At 55.0% G+C, this 15,261-nt stretch carries 16 protein-coding genes; 10 read left to right on the top strand and 6 right to left on the bottom strand.

Annotation, left to right across the window (positions count from 1 at the left end):
* Positions 1-3 precede the first annotated feature (3 nt).
* The 5 genes from fimH to fimA form a co-directional block, all read right to left on the bottom strand.
* The gene (fimH, locus tag AAHF05_RS05270) at positions 4-1,011 is read right to left on the bottom strand and encodes a type 1 fimbria D-mannose specific adhesin FimH (protein ID WP_129323866.1); all 1,008 of its coding nucleotides are present in this window, start codon (positions 1,009-1,011) and stop codon (positions 4-6) included.
* Positions 1,004-3,565, bottom strand: a complete 2,562-nt coding sequence (locus AAHF05_RS05265; protein ID WP_129323865.1) for a fimbrial biogenesis usher protein — start codon at positions 3,563-3,565, stop codon at positions 1,004-1,006. The genes fimH and AAHF05_RS05265 overlap by 8 nt, the downstream gene beginning before the upstream one ends.
* A gap of 14 nt (positions 3,566-3,579) precedes the next feature.
* Positions 3,580-4,272 (bottom strand): type 1 fimbria chaperone FimC, encoded by a 693-nt coding sequence (gene fimC / locus AAHF05_RS05260; protein ID WP_129323864.1) that lies wholly within the window; start codon positions 4,270-4,272, stop codon positions 3,580-3,582.
* Positions 4,273-4,306: 34 nt separating this feature from the next.
* Positions 4,307-4,852: a type 1 fimbrial protein subunit FimI gene (fimI, locus tag AAHF05_RS05255; protein WP_129323863.1), complete on the bottom strand. Its 546-nt coding sequence runs from the start codon at positions 4,850-4,852 to the stop codon at positions 4,307-4,309.
* Positions 4,853-4,915: 63 nt separating this feature from the next.
* On the bottom strand, positions 4,916-5,467 hold the full coding sequence (fimA, locus tag AAHF05_RS05250; RefSeq protein WP_129323862.1) for a type 1 fimbrial major subunit FimA: 552 nt from the start codon (positions 5,465-5,467) through the stop codon (positions 4,916-4,918).
* 310 nt (positions 5,468-5,777) lie between these two features.
* On the opposite strand from fimA, the gene folD reads away from it, so the two are divergent.
* The 5 genes from folD (at position 5,778) to AAHF05_RS05225 (ending at position 10,291) form a co-directional block, all read left to right on the top strand.
* Complete coding sequence (gene folD / locus AAHF05_RS05245; RefSeq protein ID WP_006809817.1) at positions 5,778-6,644, top strand: bifunctional methylenetetrahydrofolate dehydrogenase/methenyltetrahydrofolate cyclohydrolase FolD; 867 nt, start codon at positions 5,778-5,780, stop codon at positions 6,642-6,644.
* Between the two features lies 1 nt (position 6,645).
* Positions 6,646-6,858, top strand: a complete 213-nt coding sequence (gene ybcJ / locus AAHF05_RS05240; RefSeq protein ID WP_023310640.1) for a ribosome-associated protein YbcJ — start codon at positions 6,646-6,648, stop codon at positions 6,856-6,858.
* Between the two features lie 232 nt (positions 6,859-7,090).
* Positions 7,091-8,590, top strand: coding sequence for a PTS transporter subunit EIIC (locus AAHF05_RS05235; RefSeq protein WP_128348572.1), 1,500 nt, complete (start codon positions 7,091-7,093; stop codon positions 8,588-8,590).
* Between the two features lie 83 nt (positions 8,591-8,673).
* Positions 8,674-9,690, top strand: a complete 1,017-nt coding sequence (gene malI, locus AAHF05_RS05230) for a Mal regulon transcriptional regulator MalI (RefSeq protein WP_028018404.1) — start codon at positions 8,674-8,676, stop codon at positions 9,688-9,690.
* 73 nt (positions 9,691-9,763) lie between these two features.
* Entirely contained in the window at positions 9,764-10,291 is a 528-nt protein-coding gene (locus tag AAHF05_RS05225; protein WP_129323861.1) for a metal-dependent hydrolase, read from the top strand.
* An 89-nt stretch (positions 10,292-10,380) separates the two neighbouring features.
* Here AAHF05_RS05225 and cysS read toward each other — a convergent pair whose 3' ends face one another.
* Entirely contained in the window at positions 10,381-11,766 is a 1,386-nt protein-coding gene (cysS, locus tag AAHF05_RS05220) for a cysteine--tRNA ligase (protein ID WP_129323860.1), read from the bottom strand.
* 175 nt (positions 11,767-11,941) lie between these two features.
* Between cysS and ppiB the strand changes: the two genes are divergently transcribed.
* The 5 genes from ppiB (at position 11,942) to purK (ending at position 15,253) form a co-directional block, all read left to right on the top strand.
* Positions 11,942-12,436 (top strand): peptidylprolyl isomerase B, encoded by a 495-nt coding sequence (gene ppiB, locus AAHF05_RS05215; protein WP_028017583.1) that lies wholly within the window; start codon positions 11,942-11,944, stop codon positions 12,434-12,436.
* Positions 12,437-12,439: 3 nt separating this feature from the next.
* The gene (gene lpxH, locus AAHF05_RS05210; protein ID WP_129323859.1) at positions 12,440-13,162 is read left to right on the top strand and encodes a UDP-2,3-diacylglucosamine diphosphatase; all 723 of its coding nucleotides are present in this window, start codon (positions 12,440-12,442) and stop codon (positions 13,160-13,162) included.
* A gap of 136 nt (positions 13,163-13,298) precedes the next feature.
* A complete protein-coding gene (locus AAHF05_RS05205; protein WP_028017585.1) occupies positions 13,299-13,508 on the top strand; it encodes a YdgH/BhsA/McbA-like domain containing protein in 210 nt (69 codons plus the stop codon).
* 171 nt (positions 13,509-13,679) lie between these two features.
* Positions 13,680-14,189, top strand: a complete 510-nt coding sequence (gene purE, locus AAHF05_RS05200; RefSeq protein ID WP_028017586.1) for a 5-(carboxyamino)imidazole ribonucleotide mutase — start codon at positions 13,680-13,682, stop codon at positions 14,187-14,189.
* Complete coding sequence (gene purK / locus AAHF05_RS05195) at positions 14,186-15,253, top strand: 5-(carboxyamino)imidazole ribonucleotide synthase (protein ID WP_129323858.1); 1,068 nt, start codon at positions 14,186-14,188, stop codon at positions 15,251-15,253. Before purE ends, purK begins: the two co-directional genes overlap by 4 nt.
* Positions 15,254-15,261 lie beyond the last annotated feature (8 nt).

The following is a 15,261-nucleotide window of genomic DNA, read 5'->3' as shown; positions in this document are numbered from 1 at the left end:
TCCTTAGTCGTAATCCACACGCAAATATCCGCGCGAGGTAAAGCGCCCTTCCGCTGGCTTGTTGCCCGTCACGCTCACCGGCCAGACCCGGATCCCCACCTGCGCCTGCGCACTGTCGTCGAGACGGAACGGAATTTTACTCGTCAGGTTGTTGGGCGTGAGCGGCGCACCGCTCTCGTTGGCAATGATGAAGCCTACATCCGGGTTATCGGACACCAGTACATTATCGGAGACCTTTTCAGCCTCGACTCGCATCGTCAGCATGGCGTTCGCCTCCACGTTGGTGCATTTAATCGCGATGGTTTTGCTTTGCGATGAGACGCCCTCCGGCTTGTTACCCACGCCCGCTTTGCTGAACAAAGAGGCGCCAATGTCGCCGAAATCAAACTCAACCACATTACCGGCATTGATGGCGCAGCTCTGCGGCACCTGAATAGTTCCGCTGTAGCTGATGGTGTAGACCGGCGTGGTTAACGGATCGGAGGACGTGGTGGTGACGTAAACACGGAACATGGTGGCACGTGGGATCACCACCATATTGATAAAGCGTCGCGTCACTTTAAGGCGGAAAATAAGGCTGGAATCCTGCACACCAAACGGTTTGTTTTTTGAAACGTTCGGATGACTCCCCATCTGGATATAGTTTTTGGGTGGATAAAACGCGCCAGCAAAGCTGTCCGTGATTTTCATCGCCCCGTCAAGATAGTCATTAAGCTTCAGATACTGGTAACCATCGCTGGTCCCGGTGATCGGGTAATCTGTCACATAGCTGCGTTTGGTGGTATTACCGGTCGTGCCCTTTGGGCAGACGGCATTCACCCCTACCCACTGCGATTTCTCGCTGAGCGTCACGACCTGCCCAACCTGGTTATTTGAATTATTAAATTTATCCGTCAGGTCGTAATGCACTTCCGTCGGTACACCTTTTTCATTGACGCACACGGTCGCTAATGCGTTTGTCGCGGGCAGTAACGCCAGAAGCGACAGGGCAAAGATTTGGGTTTTAATCACAGCTGATCCCCTTAAGTGTGATCGCTTGTTGCAGGCTCTGTTCAGGCAAGCTGTAAGGTGCACGGCACTGGGACTGCGTCCCGTTGCCCCACTGGATAAGCAGTTCCCCTTCCAGCGGCAGCCCACTCAGGTAGATCTGCCCGTCATCCCCCACCATGCTTGTGACGCCACTCTGGGTTTCGCGCACCACGGCACCGAACGGCACGGGCTGGTTACCGCGCATCACCGTCAGCAGGGCACGCACACCAATACGCGTATCAAAGCTGGCGCGAACCAGCGCGCCTTTGGTTGGCACCACGCTGCTCACGTTGTTTTCGATATCGGTGTTGTTGCTCATGGTGTTGGTATCCAGCGCCACGCGGTTGTAGCGATAGACGGTGGCATACGGCATCACCGCATAGCCTCGCCAGTCGGTTTTCACGCCGGTCTGGTTTTCCACACTGACGCCCGATGCTCCCGGCGCTTTGATCAGCACGTTGGTGTCGCCCAGTGGCTGACTGAAGGTCACCCCGTCGGCATGACCGACCACGCCCCCGGAGAGCTGCCAGTTGAGATCGTGCTGATCGCGTGAGTAGTTATAACCCGCGGCCAACGTGCCGTAAGTCGCCTGCCAGTTGGCACTGGCGCTACCGCTTGAGCCATTATTGCTGGTGTGTCCCTGGGTCACGCTGTAGTTCAGGTTGCGATCCTCCAGCAGCGTACCGCTGACGCCGGTTTGCCAGCTCGTATCGCCATCGCTGTTTCGGCTGGCGGATGCCGTGGCATAGGCGCGGTCAATCGCGCTGTCACGGCGATATCCCTGACGGGTAAAGAGGCTAAACGGCACGGAGACGTTAAACGACGCGATCCGGTCGGTACCTTCTATCCCGACGGATTTGTTCCACGACCAGGAAACGGAGTAGTTGATCCCCTTCACGCCCCCCGCATACCCCAGCTGATACCAGAGGTTTGTCTCGTCGGTTCCCCAGTAGCTCTGCTCGCTGCCGGAGATATATACCGATCCATAATCCCCCAGCGACTGAGACACATTGAGCTGGAAGCGCCCTTTTTTATTCCACGTCAGGTTGTGATAACTCTGCACGTCCGGGACGCTGTTATCATCCTGGTTATCCGCATACTGATAACCTTCCATTGAGCGCCAGGCCACATCGTCCAGGGTGTAAAACCCTTTTGTGGAGTAGCGGTAACCCAGCAGCTGGAAGTTGGTGCCGAAACCGTTGAGTGATTTCGCGTAGAGGAAGCGCAGAGACTGTCCTTCATGTTTGCTGTCGTCCGCGAGCTGGCTGCGGGCATGGGTAATATCGAGCGAAACCGCGCCCCAGTCACCGAGGTTTTTTCCGGCCCCGATAGCCACCGCGGTATAACGAGATGCCAGTTGGGTACCACCGTACAACGTGTAACCATTGGCAAGACCGGTAATCAGGGTTCCCTGAGTAAAGAATGGCGTATCCTGATCGCTGTTACCGCTGCGGTAATCCCCGGCAACAAGATCGTACTTCCAGCGCCCTTCACGCTGCAGGAGCGGTACGGTGGAGTACGGCACGGTATAGCGCTGCTGGGTACCGTCTTTCTCTTCGACCGTCACTTCCAGGTCACCGCTTGAGGAGGTCGGGTTGAGATCGGTAATGGCGAACGCGCCGGGCTGGACATAGCTTTGATAAATGACATAGCCGTTCTGACGCACCACAACTTTAGCTGGCGTCCTGGCAATTCCGCGTACGGTTGGGGCATAGCCCTGCAGGCTGTCAGGGTACATGCTGTCAGATGAAAAGAGCCGCCCACCGCGAAAACCGACGCTGTCGAAGACATCATTGCCGGTATTACTGTCACCCAGCACCAGTTCACTTTTAAGCGGAATAACGGTGCGTTGCGCCCAGGTACCGATATTCTGCCACTCGCTGTGTCGCTGCCCGTTATTCTGCGTGTAACGCCATGCACCATTGTTACGTAAACGCCAGGCGCCATAGTTCAACCCGCTCTGCAGGTTCAGGTAATAACTGTCGTCTTCACTGCCCCGGTTACCGGTGAAACTGTAGTTCAACAGTGCGGCGGGAATGCCTTCATCCCATTGTTCAGGCGGAATGTAGCCACGGGCGCTGTTCTGCAACGCCACCTGCGGCAGGCTGACGTTCAGACGCTGAGAGGCAAAGTTAAATGTCGTCTCACTACCAGGAATGGCCGTGGTCAGCGGAACGCAGGTATCGCCCTGTACATTTGCCAGTTCAGGAAATGCCGCAACATTGACACCAAAGCGATCGAGCATCGCGCGCGTGATGCACGGCGATAAACCGCCCGCCACTGGCGGGGTGTTTTCGGCTTGCTCAAAACGCACGTCCTGGGTGCCGATAAACTCATCGTTACGCCAGATATCCACACGATAAACGCCGGGTGCCTGCTGGTGACCTTGTTCAAAACGCGACAAATCCGCCACGCTGGCGGTATCGTCGGACAAGAAGGCCGGGTTGAAGTAGCTTTCGCTCCAGCCAGACTGCGGCCAGAGCGCGGCCATCAGCGCCAGTGCAACCGGGCAGTAACGTCCCAGATGATTTTTCATCGCCCTGACTCTGCTCACAGGTTGACGCTACGCGCCGGTGTAATGGCACCGTAGTCATTCACGCTCTGCCAGGAGAGCGTGCCGCTCGCACCGGCTGGCAGTACCTGCTGTGCCGAGTTTTTAGGCGCAACCATCAGGTTATCCAGCGTCTTACCACCCAGCTTCATGTTGACCAGGGTGATGTAATACGGAGACGCGTTGCTGACTTTGAGGTGGTTGCCAGTACGCTCAAAACGCAACTGGGAGAGCGCCTCTTCCGGCTGCATCGCCAGATTGTTCGGGCGTACAAACAGTTTGATACGCGAAAGGATCGCCAGCTGCAGCACGTTATTGTTTTCCGTTTTCTCCTTGTTCACTGACGGGATCGCTTTCACGTTCATGTAAAAGAGCGATTCGCGGTCGGCGGGTAGCGTCGGTCCGGCGTAAATAATACGCAGCGTGTTTTCGCTGTCTGGCTCACTCACAAACAGGGGCGGTGTGACGGCAAAGGTTTTTTCTTTTTGCCCGTTCGCATTTTCGATCCACGCGTTGATTAAATAGCGTTCTTGTTTGTTGCTGTTAGTGATCGCTAGCGACGTTTGCTTCGCATCTGCCGGATAAATAACGCGAGTGGCCCCCAGCGCAATACCGCCGGAAGCATTCGCGCAAGCAGAAACCATCATCAAAATAAACGATAAAAAAAGTCCTGGTTTAATTCGGGTATTCATCACAACCGTACCTTTAATAATGTGTTCGCAGGTGTTATGGATAAATCAACGTAAACCAGACATCCGACTGAATATTGCCTGGCATGAGATGTTCGGAAATAGCCCGATAGCGGGCGCTAAAATGAAACGCGAGTTCACTGGTATTTACCGGCAACCAGCTGACGGCAGTGGCATTTGGGATAATCTGACGTTGTTGTTCGTCAAAGAGCGCCAGCCCCACACCGCTGCTGACAGGTGTTTCACCTGGCCGCGATGTCGCCAGAAAAACCTGCGGATCTTCTGCGGGTGTGACGCCCTGAAACTGGATCCCCACGGTGCGCGAGACATCAACGCTGCAATCCAGTAGCCTCACAGTGAAGGGCACATTCACCGCGGAAAAACTACCCACCCCGGCAAATGAATTGGTTCGATACTGTCCCATGTCGATGCGCATATTCTGGCTGTCGGGCGCCACGGCGCAGCCGCCGTTCACCAGCTCACCTCTGAGGTGAACTTTCCCGCCTTCGATCACCACAGTATGTGCCGATGCCTGGTTAGCCATCGCAAGGGTTAAAAGCAGTAGTGCTCCCGTTTTTGTCATCCTTCGTTCCTGGCATTAGCGTATGACGGCCTCGTCCCTGAGGCCTGGACATCCCTGTATGAATTATTCGTATTTCATAACGAAGGTGGCGTCAGCGTTTGCCTGGCCTGGCTCGGTGGTCGCAGCCGTTGACTTATAACGCGCGGTGAATTGCAGGGTGTTCGTTCCTTCGATCAGGTTCTGCGCAGCAGAGAAGGTTGCACCGTCTGGGGTCAGAACGCTGGATTTGCTGTCGAGGATCTCGATACCCACGCCTTTCGCGGTGTTGTCATTGTTACCGGAAGTCACTGCCAGCAGGGTTTTGTCAGTTGCATCAATCTGACCGGTGAACGCAACAGCAGCGGTTTTTGCTACCAGTGGATCGCAATCGTTCAGTTCAATGTTGAATGGGATATTAGAGGTAGTGTCGCCCACTTTAGTGAATTTCGCGGTACGGTACTGACCGAGATTAACAGTCTGCTCGGAAGAATCGGTATTTACTGAACATGCAGCATTAACCAGTTCACCTTTAAAATGCACAGTACCGCCATTTACGGAAACCGGATCTGCATGAGCGGCACCCGCGACCAGGGCCAGAGTTGCAATAACAGTAGAAGCAATGTTGCTGAGTTTCATGTCTATTCCTTTAAAATGTAAATAACCCTTCCCGCGAATAATCGGGAATAAGAAATACGTTCAATTGTTGAATTGAAAGCTTATTTCGGAGGAGACAAAGTAGCTCAGGAATCATTTTTTAAATATGTCAAAACGCTGCCATTTCTCCAGGTCACATCCTAATCCCGCCTAAGAAATTGACCATCCATCTGGAAGGGTTTTTATGCCCTACTGATGAAAACTCGCAAAGGGTGACTGACAGCGGCGCTCGCTTCTGACAAAATACAGGCAATCCCCCCTTTCAAACGTTACAGACGGAATCTTCTCTCTGATGGCAGCAAAGATTATTGACGGTAAAACGATTGCGCAGCAGGTGCGCTCTGAGGTTGCGGAAAAAGTGAAGGCGCGTAAAGCGGCAGGATTTCGCGCCCCTGGGCTGGCCGTTGTGCTGGTTGGTAGCAACCCGGCATCACAAATTTATGTCGGCAGCAAACGCAAAGCGTGTGAAGAGGTGGGCTTCGTCTCCCGCTCTTACGATTTGCCAGAAACCACCAGCGAAGCAGAACTGCTGGAACTTATTGACACTCTGAATGCCGATAAAGAGATCGACGGTATTCTGGTGCAGTTGCCGCTGCCGGCGGGCATCGACAACGTGAAGGTGCTGGAGCGTATCGCACCGGATAAAGACGTTGACGGTTTCCATCCGTACAATGTTGGCCGCCTGTGCCAGCGTGCACCGCGTCTGCGTCCATGTACGCCACGCGGTATCGTGACGCTGCTGGAGCGTTATAACATTGACACCTACGGTCTGAACGCCGTGGTCATTGGTGCCTCCAACATTGTGGGCCGCCCGATGAGCATGGAACTGCTGCTGGCCGGCTGCACCACTACCGTCACCCACCGTTTCACCAAAAATCTGCGTCACCACGTAGAGAACGCCGATCTGCTGATCGTTGCCGTCGGGAAACCGGGCTTTATTCCAGGTGAATGGATTAAAGAGGGTGCGATTGTCGTGGACGTCGGAATTAACCGTCTGGAAAACGGCAAAGTCGTCGGTGACGTAGTGTATGAAGATGCTGCGGCACGTGCCTCTTACATCACCCCAGTACCGGGCGGCGTAGGCCCGATGACGGTTGCCACATTGATTCAGAATACTTTGCAGGCATGCGAAGAGTACCATGATGTAGAGGACGCGTAAGATGGCGACATTTTCATTAGGAAAACACCCACACGTTGAGCTGTGCGATCTGCTGAAGCTGGAAGGCTGGAGCGAAAGCGGCGCGCAGGCGAAAATCGTGATCGCCGACGGGCGAGTAAAAGTCGACGGCGTGGTGGAAACGCGCAAGCGCTGCAAGATTGTCGCGGGACAGACCGTGAGCTTTGAAGGACAGAGCGTGACCGTTACGGCCTGAGCCGTTTGATGCCCTCACCCCAACCCTCTCCCACCGGGAGAGGGTTAAAAATCCCCTCACACCCATCACGGTTATTTATCGATCAACTTCAAATAATCACTATTTCCTCTGTTGAATAGTGAAAATTCAGTTGCGTGTTTTTCACTCTTTGCCCACGATAAGTAGAACGTTCTACTAAAACGTTCTACTTACAATAACAGCGCCAAAAAAGCGCTACTCGGGGGAAATCAGCATGAGTCTGATATCAGGGTTTGTTAAATCGCTGTCTAAGTTGTCTATGATTGGTCGCGCCTTGATGCTGCCAATTTCACTGCTTCCCGCTGCGGGCCTCCTGCTGGCCTTCGGCGATAAGTTCCACCTGCCGCTGATGATGAACGCGGGCGGGGTTATTTTTGATAACCTGCCGATGCTGTTCGCCATTGGCTCTGCCGTGGGTCTGGCGTCTGAATCCGGTATTGCTGCGCTGTCTGCGGCGGTATCGGTGTTTGTCACGAATATCACCATTAGCACCGTGCTGAGCATCACGCCGGAAATGGCCTCTCAGGGCGGGAAATACGCCATGGTGGTCGGCATCCCGACGCTGCAAATGGGCGTCTTCGGCGGCCTGATCTGCGGTATTCTCGCGGCCTGGTGCTATAACCGCTTCCACACCATGCAGCTCCCGGAGTTCCTGGGCTTCTTCTCCGGTAAGCGCTTCGTGGCAATTGCAACGGCGTTCCTCTCGTTCCTGATGGGGCTGCTGCTGCCCTACATCTGGCAACATATCCAGGCCGGTATCGACGCGCTCTCCGTGATCGTTAACGGCGATAATCAGGCGGCGTCGACCTTTATCTTCGGTCTGGTGGAGCGCGCGCTGATCCCGCTCGGACTGCACCATATCTGGTACCCGTCTTTCTGGTATTCGTTTGGGGATTACACCACCCAGGCAGGCCAGGTGATCCACGGCGACCAAACCATCTGGTTCAAGATGCTGGAAGAAGGGGTCAAATCCTTCAGCAGCGACACCTACCAGAACGCCGGTAAGTTCATGCAGGGTGAATTCCCGCTGATGCTGTTCGCGCTGCCTGCGGCGTGCCTGGCGATGTATCACGAAGCCCATACGAAGAATAAGAAAATCGCGGCCGGTATTCTGTTCTCTGCGGCGTTGACCTGCTTCCTGACGGGGATCACCGAACCGGTTGAGTTTACCTTTATCTTCGTGGCGCCGATTCTGTACGTCTTTAACGCCATCATGGCGGGCCTGGCTTATATGACCATGTATCTGCTGCATGCGCATATCGCCAAGTCGTTCTCCGCGGGCTTTATCGACTATCTGTCATTCGGGATCCTGCCGTCGTTTAACGGTTACAAAACCAATTTCCTGAACGCCATTATCATCGGCATTCCAATGGGCCTGATTTATTACTTCACGTTCCGCTTTGTGATCCGTCGTTTCGACGTGAAAACCCCGGGCCGCACTGAAGTGACAGCCAATGCGGATGAGAAGTCAGATTCCGAACTCGCGACCGAGATCATCACCCTGCTGGGCGGAGCGCATAACATCGACTCCGTCGGCGCCTGTATCACCCGCCTGCGTCTGGAAGTGGCAAAAAGCGAGGCAGTTGATAAAGACGGCCTGAACGGACTTGGCGCGCGCGGCGTGGTCTTCGTCGGCGACAACGGTATTCAGGTGATTTTCGGTGCCAGAGCACAGTTTATCGCCCAGACCATGTCCACCATGATCGGCAAATAATAAGATGCCTGAACGACACGTCTCCTGTACGCTGGGAGACGTGTTTTATCTGGCTGATAATCGGCAAATTTCAGGGAGCGGTTTTGAAGAAAGTCAGCATTATTGATGTCGCAAAGCACGCGGGCGTTTCGGTCTCAACCGTCTCGCTGGTGTTGCGCCAGAAAGGGAAAATCTCGGAGGCAACGATCGAGAAGGTCAACGCTGCCATCAATACCCTGGGCTATGTTCATAACGTCGCCGCCGCCAACCTTCGCGCCAACACCTCCAATCTTATTGGTCTTATCCTCCGTGACTTCAGCGACAGCTTCTCCATCAAGGTGATGGCGAGCATCGTCCTGGAGCTGGAAAAACAGGGGTATATGGTGTTTCTCGGCCAGCCTCAGAATGACTATGACCATCTTGAACGCTGCCTGCTGTCGTTTAAACAGCAGGGCGTCGCCGGTGTGATTTACCTGGCTTCTGACACCCGGACATCCACCCTGCCGGAACACATTCGTCATTGCCCACTGCCGTTGGTTGCGGTCTCTCAGTCGTTGCTGGATGAAAAATGTAACCTGGTGATGCGTGATAACCGTCAGGCGGCAAATCTGGCGGTACGTTATCTTATCGAGCGCGGCCATCGCAATATCGCCTACATTGGCGGGCGTGAGGGCTGCCTTATCCGAGAGCAGCGTCTGCTTGGTTTTCGCAGCGCGATGACGCAAAACGGGCTGGTCTGGCGCGATGAATACTCTCCGGCCTGCAGTGATGACACGCTGGCCGCGGGTTTCGCCACCCGCCAACTGCTGGAAAAAAACAACACCATCACCGCCCTGCTCTGCCACTCGCCTGATGCCATGATCGGCTCTATATCAGCGATTCATCAGGTAGGACGTACGGTGGGTAAAGACGTGTTTCTGACGCAGCAGGTCGCGCTGGTCGGTTTCGAAGATATGCTGCACGTAAACCTCACGTCACCGTCATTGACCTACGTCTCCTCCGCCAGTGAAGAGACGGGGCGTCAGGCTGCCGGGTTGATTATTCGCAAGCTGAAAGAGCCGGACTTGCAAACGCAGCGGATTACGCTTTCCGGGCAGCTTATCGCGCGCGAGTCGGCGTAAAATCAGAATTTAGCACAGGTCTGTTAGCGCGAGATTACTGCTATATTTCCATGATTTGCCATGGATAATGTCAATGCCTACCGTTATTACGCACGCTGCTGTTCCGCTTTGCCTGGGTTTAGGCCTGGGAACCAGAGTTATTCCGCCTCGTCTGCTGTTCACCGGAATTGTCCTCGCGATGTTGCCGGACGCCGACGTGCTGGCGTTTAAGTTCGGCGTCGCCTATGGCAATGTTTTCGGCCATCGCGGCTTTACTCACTCCCTGCTGTTTGCCTTTGTGGTGCCGATACTCTGCGTTCTGATCGGTCGACGATGGTTCAGAGCCAGCCTGACCCGGTGCTGGCTGTTTTTAACCGTGTCATTACTGTCGCACAGCCTGCTGGATTCCATTACCACGGGGGGGAAAGGGGTTGGCTGGCTGTGGCCGTGGTCAGACGAACGCTTCTTTGCGCCATGGCAGGTGATTAAGGTCGCACCGTTCGCGCTGTCACGCTATACCACGCCGTACGGGCATCAGGTGATCATTTCAGAATTGCTGTGGGTGTGGCTGCCGGGAGTAGTGCTGATGGGGATGTTGTGGTGGAGAAGACGTGCGCGCTGATGCCCTCACCCCGACCCTCTCCCACGGGGAGAGGGAGAAAACCTGACCATTCCCTCTCCCTGCGGGAGAGGGTTAGGGTGAGGGGAAGATTACTTACGGCGCCAGGTGGTTCCCTGCGGGCCATCTTCCAGAATGATGCCCATCTCGGTCAGACGGTTACGCGCCGCATCTGCCGCCGCCCAGTCTTTCGCCTGACGCGCTTCCAGACGTGCGTTGATCAACGCTTCAATTTCCGCCACTTCACCGTCGTCCGCCTGCGCACCGCTTTGCAGGAACACGTCCGGCTCCTGCTCCAGCAGGCCGAGAACGGAAGAGAGCTTACGCAGATGGGACGCCAGCGCATTCGCTGCCGCCATATCCTCTGACTTCAGGCGGTTCACTTCGCGCGCCATGTCGAACAGCACGGAGTACGCTTCTGGCGTATTGAAGTCGTCGTTCATCACCTCAACGAAGCGCGCTTCGAACGCTTCGCCGCCCGCAGCAGGAACAGACCTGTCGGTACCGCGCAGCGCGGTGTACAAACGCTCCAGCGCCGAGCGCGCCTGCTTCAGGTTCTCTTCGCTGTAGTTCAGCTGGCTGCGATAGTGGCCGGACATCAGGAAGTAACGCACGGTTTCCGCATCGTAATACTTCAGCACGTCACGCACGGTGAAAAAGTTGCCGAGTGATTTAGACATCTTCTCGCGGTCAACCATCACCATCCCGGAGTGCATCCAGTAATTAACGTACTCACCGCCATGCGCGCAGGTGGACTGCGCGATTTCGTTTTCGTGGTGCGGGAACATCAGATCCGAGCCGCCGCCGTGAATGTCGAAGTGCTTGCCCAGCTGTTTGCAGTTCATCGCCGAACATTCAATGTGCCAGCCAGGACGCCCTTCGCCCCACGGAGATGGCCAGCTCGGTTCACCCTCTTTGGACATCTTCCACAGCACGAAGTCCATCGGGTTGCGCTTCACGTCAACGACGTCAACGCGGGCACCGGCCTGAAGCTGATCCAGATCCTGACGGGAGAGCGCGCCGTAGGTTGGGTCCGTCGGCACGGAGAACATCACGTCGCCGTTATCCGCAACGTAGGCATGACCGCGTGCGATCAGCTTTTCGGTGATTTCAATAATTTCGTGAATATGGTGGGTCGCACGTGGCTCACTGTCCGGGCGCTGAATATTTAATGCATCAAAGTCTTTGTGCATTTCAACGATCATGCGATCCACCAGCGCCACAAAGCTCTCGCCATTTTCATTAGCGCGTTTAATGATTTTGTCGTCAATGTCGGTGATGTTGCGCACGTACTTCAGGTTGTACCCCAGAAAACGCAGGTAGCGCGAAACAACATCGAAGGCGACAAAGGTACGGCCATGGCCAATATGACAGAGATCGTAAACCGTAATACCACACACGTACATGCCGACTTCCCCGGCATGGATAGGTTTAAATTCCTCTTTTTGGCGCGTCATTGTATTAAAGATTTTTAACATCGAAGATTCCATGTAAACACGTGTGTGGGTTGTTTGTTCCCTATAATACCCATAATTCGGAATAGGATCAGCACACAATGCAAGGTGATCGCGTCCTGTGGTTATGCTATAACAAGCCCCTATATGTGACCCGAACACGGGTTGACGCACCACAATAACGGAACAGGATGCAAAAATGGTTACTTTCCACACTAATCATGGCGATATCGTAATCAAAACCTTTGATGACAAAGCGCCTGAAACAGTTAAAAACTTCCTGGACTACTGCCGCGAAGGTTTCTACAACAACACCATTTTCCACCGCGTGATCAACGGCTTTATGATCCAGGGCGGCGGTTTTGAACCTGGCATGCACCAGAAAGAGACCAAAGAAGCGATCAAAAACGAAGCGAACAACGGTCTGAAAAACACCCGTGGCACGCTGGCGATGGCCCGTACTCAGGCGCCTCACTCTGCGACTGCCCAGTTCTTCATCAACGTGGCCGACAACGACTTCCTGAACTTCTCTGGCGAAAGCCTGCAGGGTTGGGGCTACTGCGTATTCGCAGAAGTGGTTGAAGGTATGGACGTGGTTGATAAGATCAAAGCCGTCTCTACTGGCCGCAGCGGCATGCACCAGGACGTTCCTAAAGAAGACGTAGTGATTACCAGCGTGACCGTCAGCGAGTAATTGGTGGCGACACTCTTTATTGCGGATTTGCATCTGCAAACAGAAGAACCGGCGATCACCGCCGGTTTTCTGCGTTTTTTACGCGGTGAAGCAAAAAGCGCCGACGCGCTGTACATTCTGGGCGACCTGTTCGAAGCCTGGATTGGCGACGACGACCCTAACCCGCTGCACCGGGAAATGGCTGCTGCCATTAAAGCGCTGGTGGATTCCGGCGTTCCCTGCTACTTCATCCATGGCAACCGTGATTTCCTGCTCGGCAAGCGCTACGCCCGCGAAAGCGGCATGAAGCTGCTGCCGGAAGAGCAGGTGCTCGACCTCTATGGCCGCAGGGTCCTGATCATGCACGGCGACACGCTCTGCACCGACGATACCGGTTATCAGGCCTTCCGCGCCAAAGTCCACACCCCGTGGATCCAAAAAGTGTTCCTGGCCCTGCCGCTGTTTATCCGCAACCGTATCGCTGCCAGAATGCGCGCGGGCAGTAAAGCCGCCAACAGCAGCAAATCCATGACCATCATGGACGTGAACCCGCAGGCGGTCGTGAACGTGATGGAAAAGCATCGCGTCCAGTGGCTGATCCACGGTCATACCCATCGCCCTGATGTCCACACGGTGGTCGCCAACGGCGAACCTGCCCACCGCGTCGTACTGGGTGCCTGGCACAGTGAAGGCTCCATGGTCAAAGTAACACCAGAGAGTGTAGAGCTGATCGCTTTTCCGTTTTAACCCCTCAAATATCATTCTATTTTTTTGAATAACATTGGCAAATTGTTCCGATTTTAATCAGCCCATGGTTAGCCTAATATTTATCACATCAGGGCAACACGCCCTATCCCAGATAAATTACTTCAGGAATACGACCATGAAATCTATCAAAACTTTCGTTGCAGTTGCCGCTCTTTCTATGATCTCTTTTGGTTCTTTCGCTCAGAGCGTCAGCGCGAGTGCTTCTACCCTCGACCGCGCAGAAGCGAAAATCGCCGCTCAGGCTGCTGAACAAGGTGCGTCTTACAAAATCACCAGCGCACAGGTTAACAACCGCGTATACATGACCGCAGAACTGACCAAATAAAGACACCTGATTGATGAAAACAGACCGCCAGATAGCGGTCTGTTTTGTTATGTCCTGGCGGTCACAACGGCTCAAGTTTTAACCGCGCAACCGTTTTCCTTCCCCGTATTACATGCTATTCTCTGTGCCCTCGAAAGCAGTGTGTTTCGCACCACAGGAGTTTTAAGACGCATGTCTTCCCGCAATAATCCGGCGCGTGTCGCCATCGTGATGGGGTCCAAAAGCGACTGGGCTACCATGCAGTTCGCCGCCGAAATCTTTGAAATCCTGAATGTTCCGCACCACGTTGAAGTGGTTTCCGCACACCGTACACCGGACAAACTGTTCAGCTTCGCCGAAGGCGCTGAAGAGAACGGTTATGAGGTGATCATTGCCGGTGCGGGCGGCGCAGCACATCTGCCAGGCATGATTGCCGCCAAAACGCTGGTCCCCGTTCTGGGCGTACCGGTACAAAGCGCTGCGTTGAGCGGTGTCGATAGCCTCTATTCCATCGTGCAGATGCCGCGGGGTATTCCGGTCGGCACGCTGGCGATTGGTAAAGCGGGTGCTGCAAATGCTGCCCTGCTGGCTGCACAGATCCTGGCGACGCATGATAAAGACTTACATCAGCGTCTGGCTGACTGGCGTAAAGCACAGACCGACGAGGTGCTGGACAATCCGGATCCACGGGGTGCGGCATGAAGCAGGTTTGCGTCCTCGGTAACGGTCAGTTGGGCCGTATGCTGCGCCAGGCGGGTGAACCGCTGGGTATTTCCGTCTGGCCCGTCGGGCTGGATGCTGAACCTGAAGCGGTACCGTTCCACCAGAGCGTGATCACCGCCGAGATCGAACGCTGGCCGGAAACGGCGCTGACTCGCGAACTGGCGCGTCATAACGCCTTTGTTAACCGCGATGTTTTCCCGATTATTGCCGACCGCCTGACGCAAAAGCAGCTGTTCGACAAGCTCGGTCTGCCGACCGCACCGTGGCAGCTCCTGTCGGATAAAAGCGAGTGGAATGATGTTTTCGCGATGCTGGGCGAACTGGCCATCGTGAAGCGCCGCGTGGGCGGTTACGATGGCCGCGGTCAGTGGCGCCTGCGTGCATATGAAACGGCAGAACTGCCGGATGATTGCTACGGCGAGTGTATCGTTGAGCAAGGTATCAACTTTAGCGGCGAAGTGTCGCTGGTCGGCGCGCGCGGGCACGATGGACACACTGTGTTTTATCCGCTGACGCATAACCTGCATCAGGACGGCATTCTGCGCACCAGCGTGGCGTTTCCGCAGGCCAGTGCGGAACAACAGGCACAGGCGGAAGACATGCTATCTGCCATCATGCACGAACTGGGCTACGTCGGCGTAATGGCGATGGAGTGCTTTATCACCCCGTCCGGTCTGCTGATCAACGAGCTTGCGCCGCGCGTTCACAACAGCGGCCACTGGACGCAAAATGGCGCGTCCATCAGCCAGTTCGAACTGCACCTGCGCGCCATCACTGAGCTGCCTCTGCCGCAGCCGGTGGTGAATAGCCCGTCGGTGATGATCAACCTGATCGGCACCGATCTGAACTACGACTGGCTGAAGCTGCCGCTGGTACACCTGCACTGGTATGACAAAGAGGTTCGCCCGGGTCGTAAGGTCGGTCACCTGAACCTGAACGACACCGACACGGGCCGTCTGAGCGCCACCCTCGAAGCCATCATCCCTCTTCTGCCGCCGGAATACGCGAGCGGTATCGTCTGGGCACAGTCTAAGATCAAGTAACACACCTG

This window comes from Enterobacter adelaidei, from assembly GCF_041937165.1.
Classification (GTDB): Bacteria; Pseudomonadota; Gammaproteobacteria; order Enterobacterales; family Enterobacteriaceae; genus Enterobacter; species Enterobacter adelaidei.
Note: the sequence above shows the minus strand (reverse complement) of the source record. Positions and strands in the feature narration are given on the sequence as shown.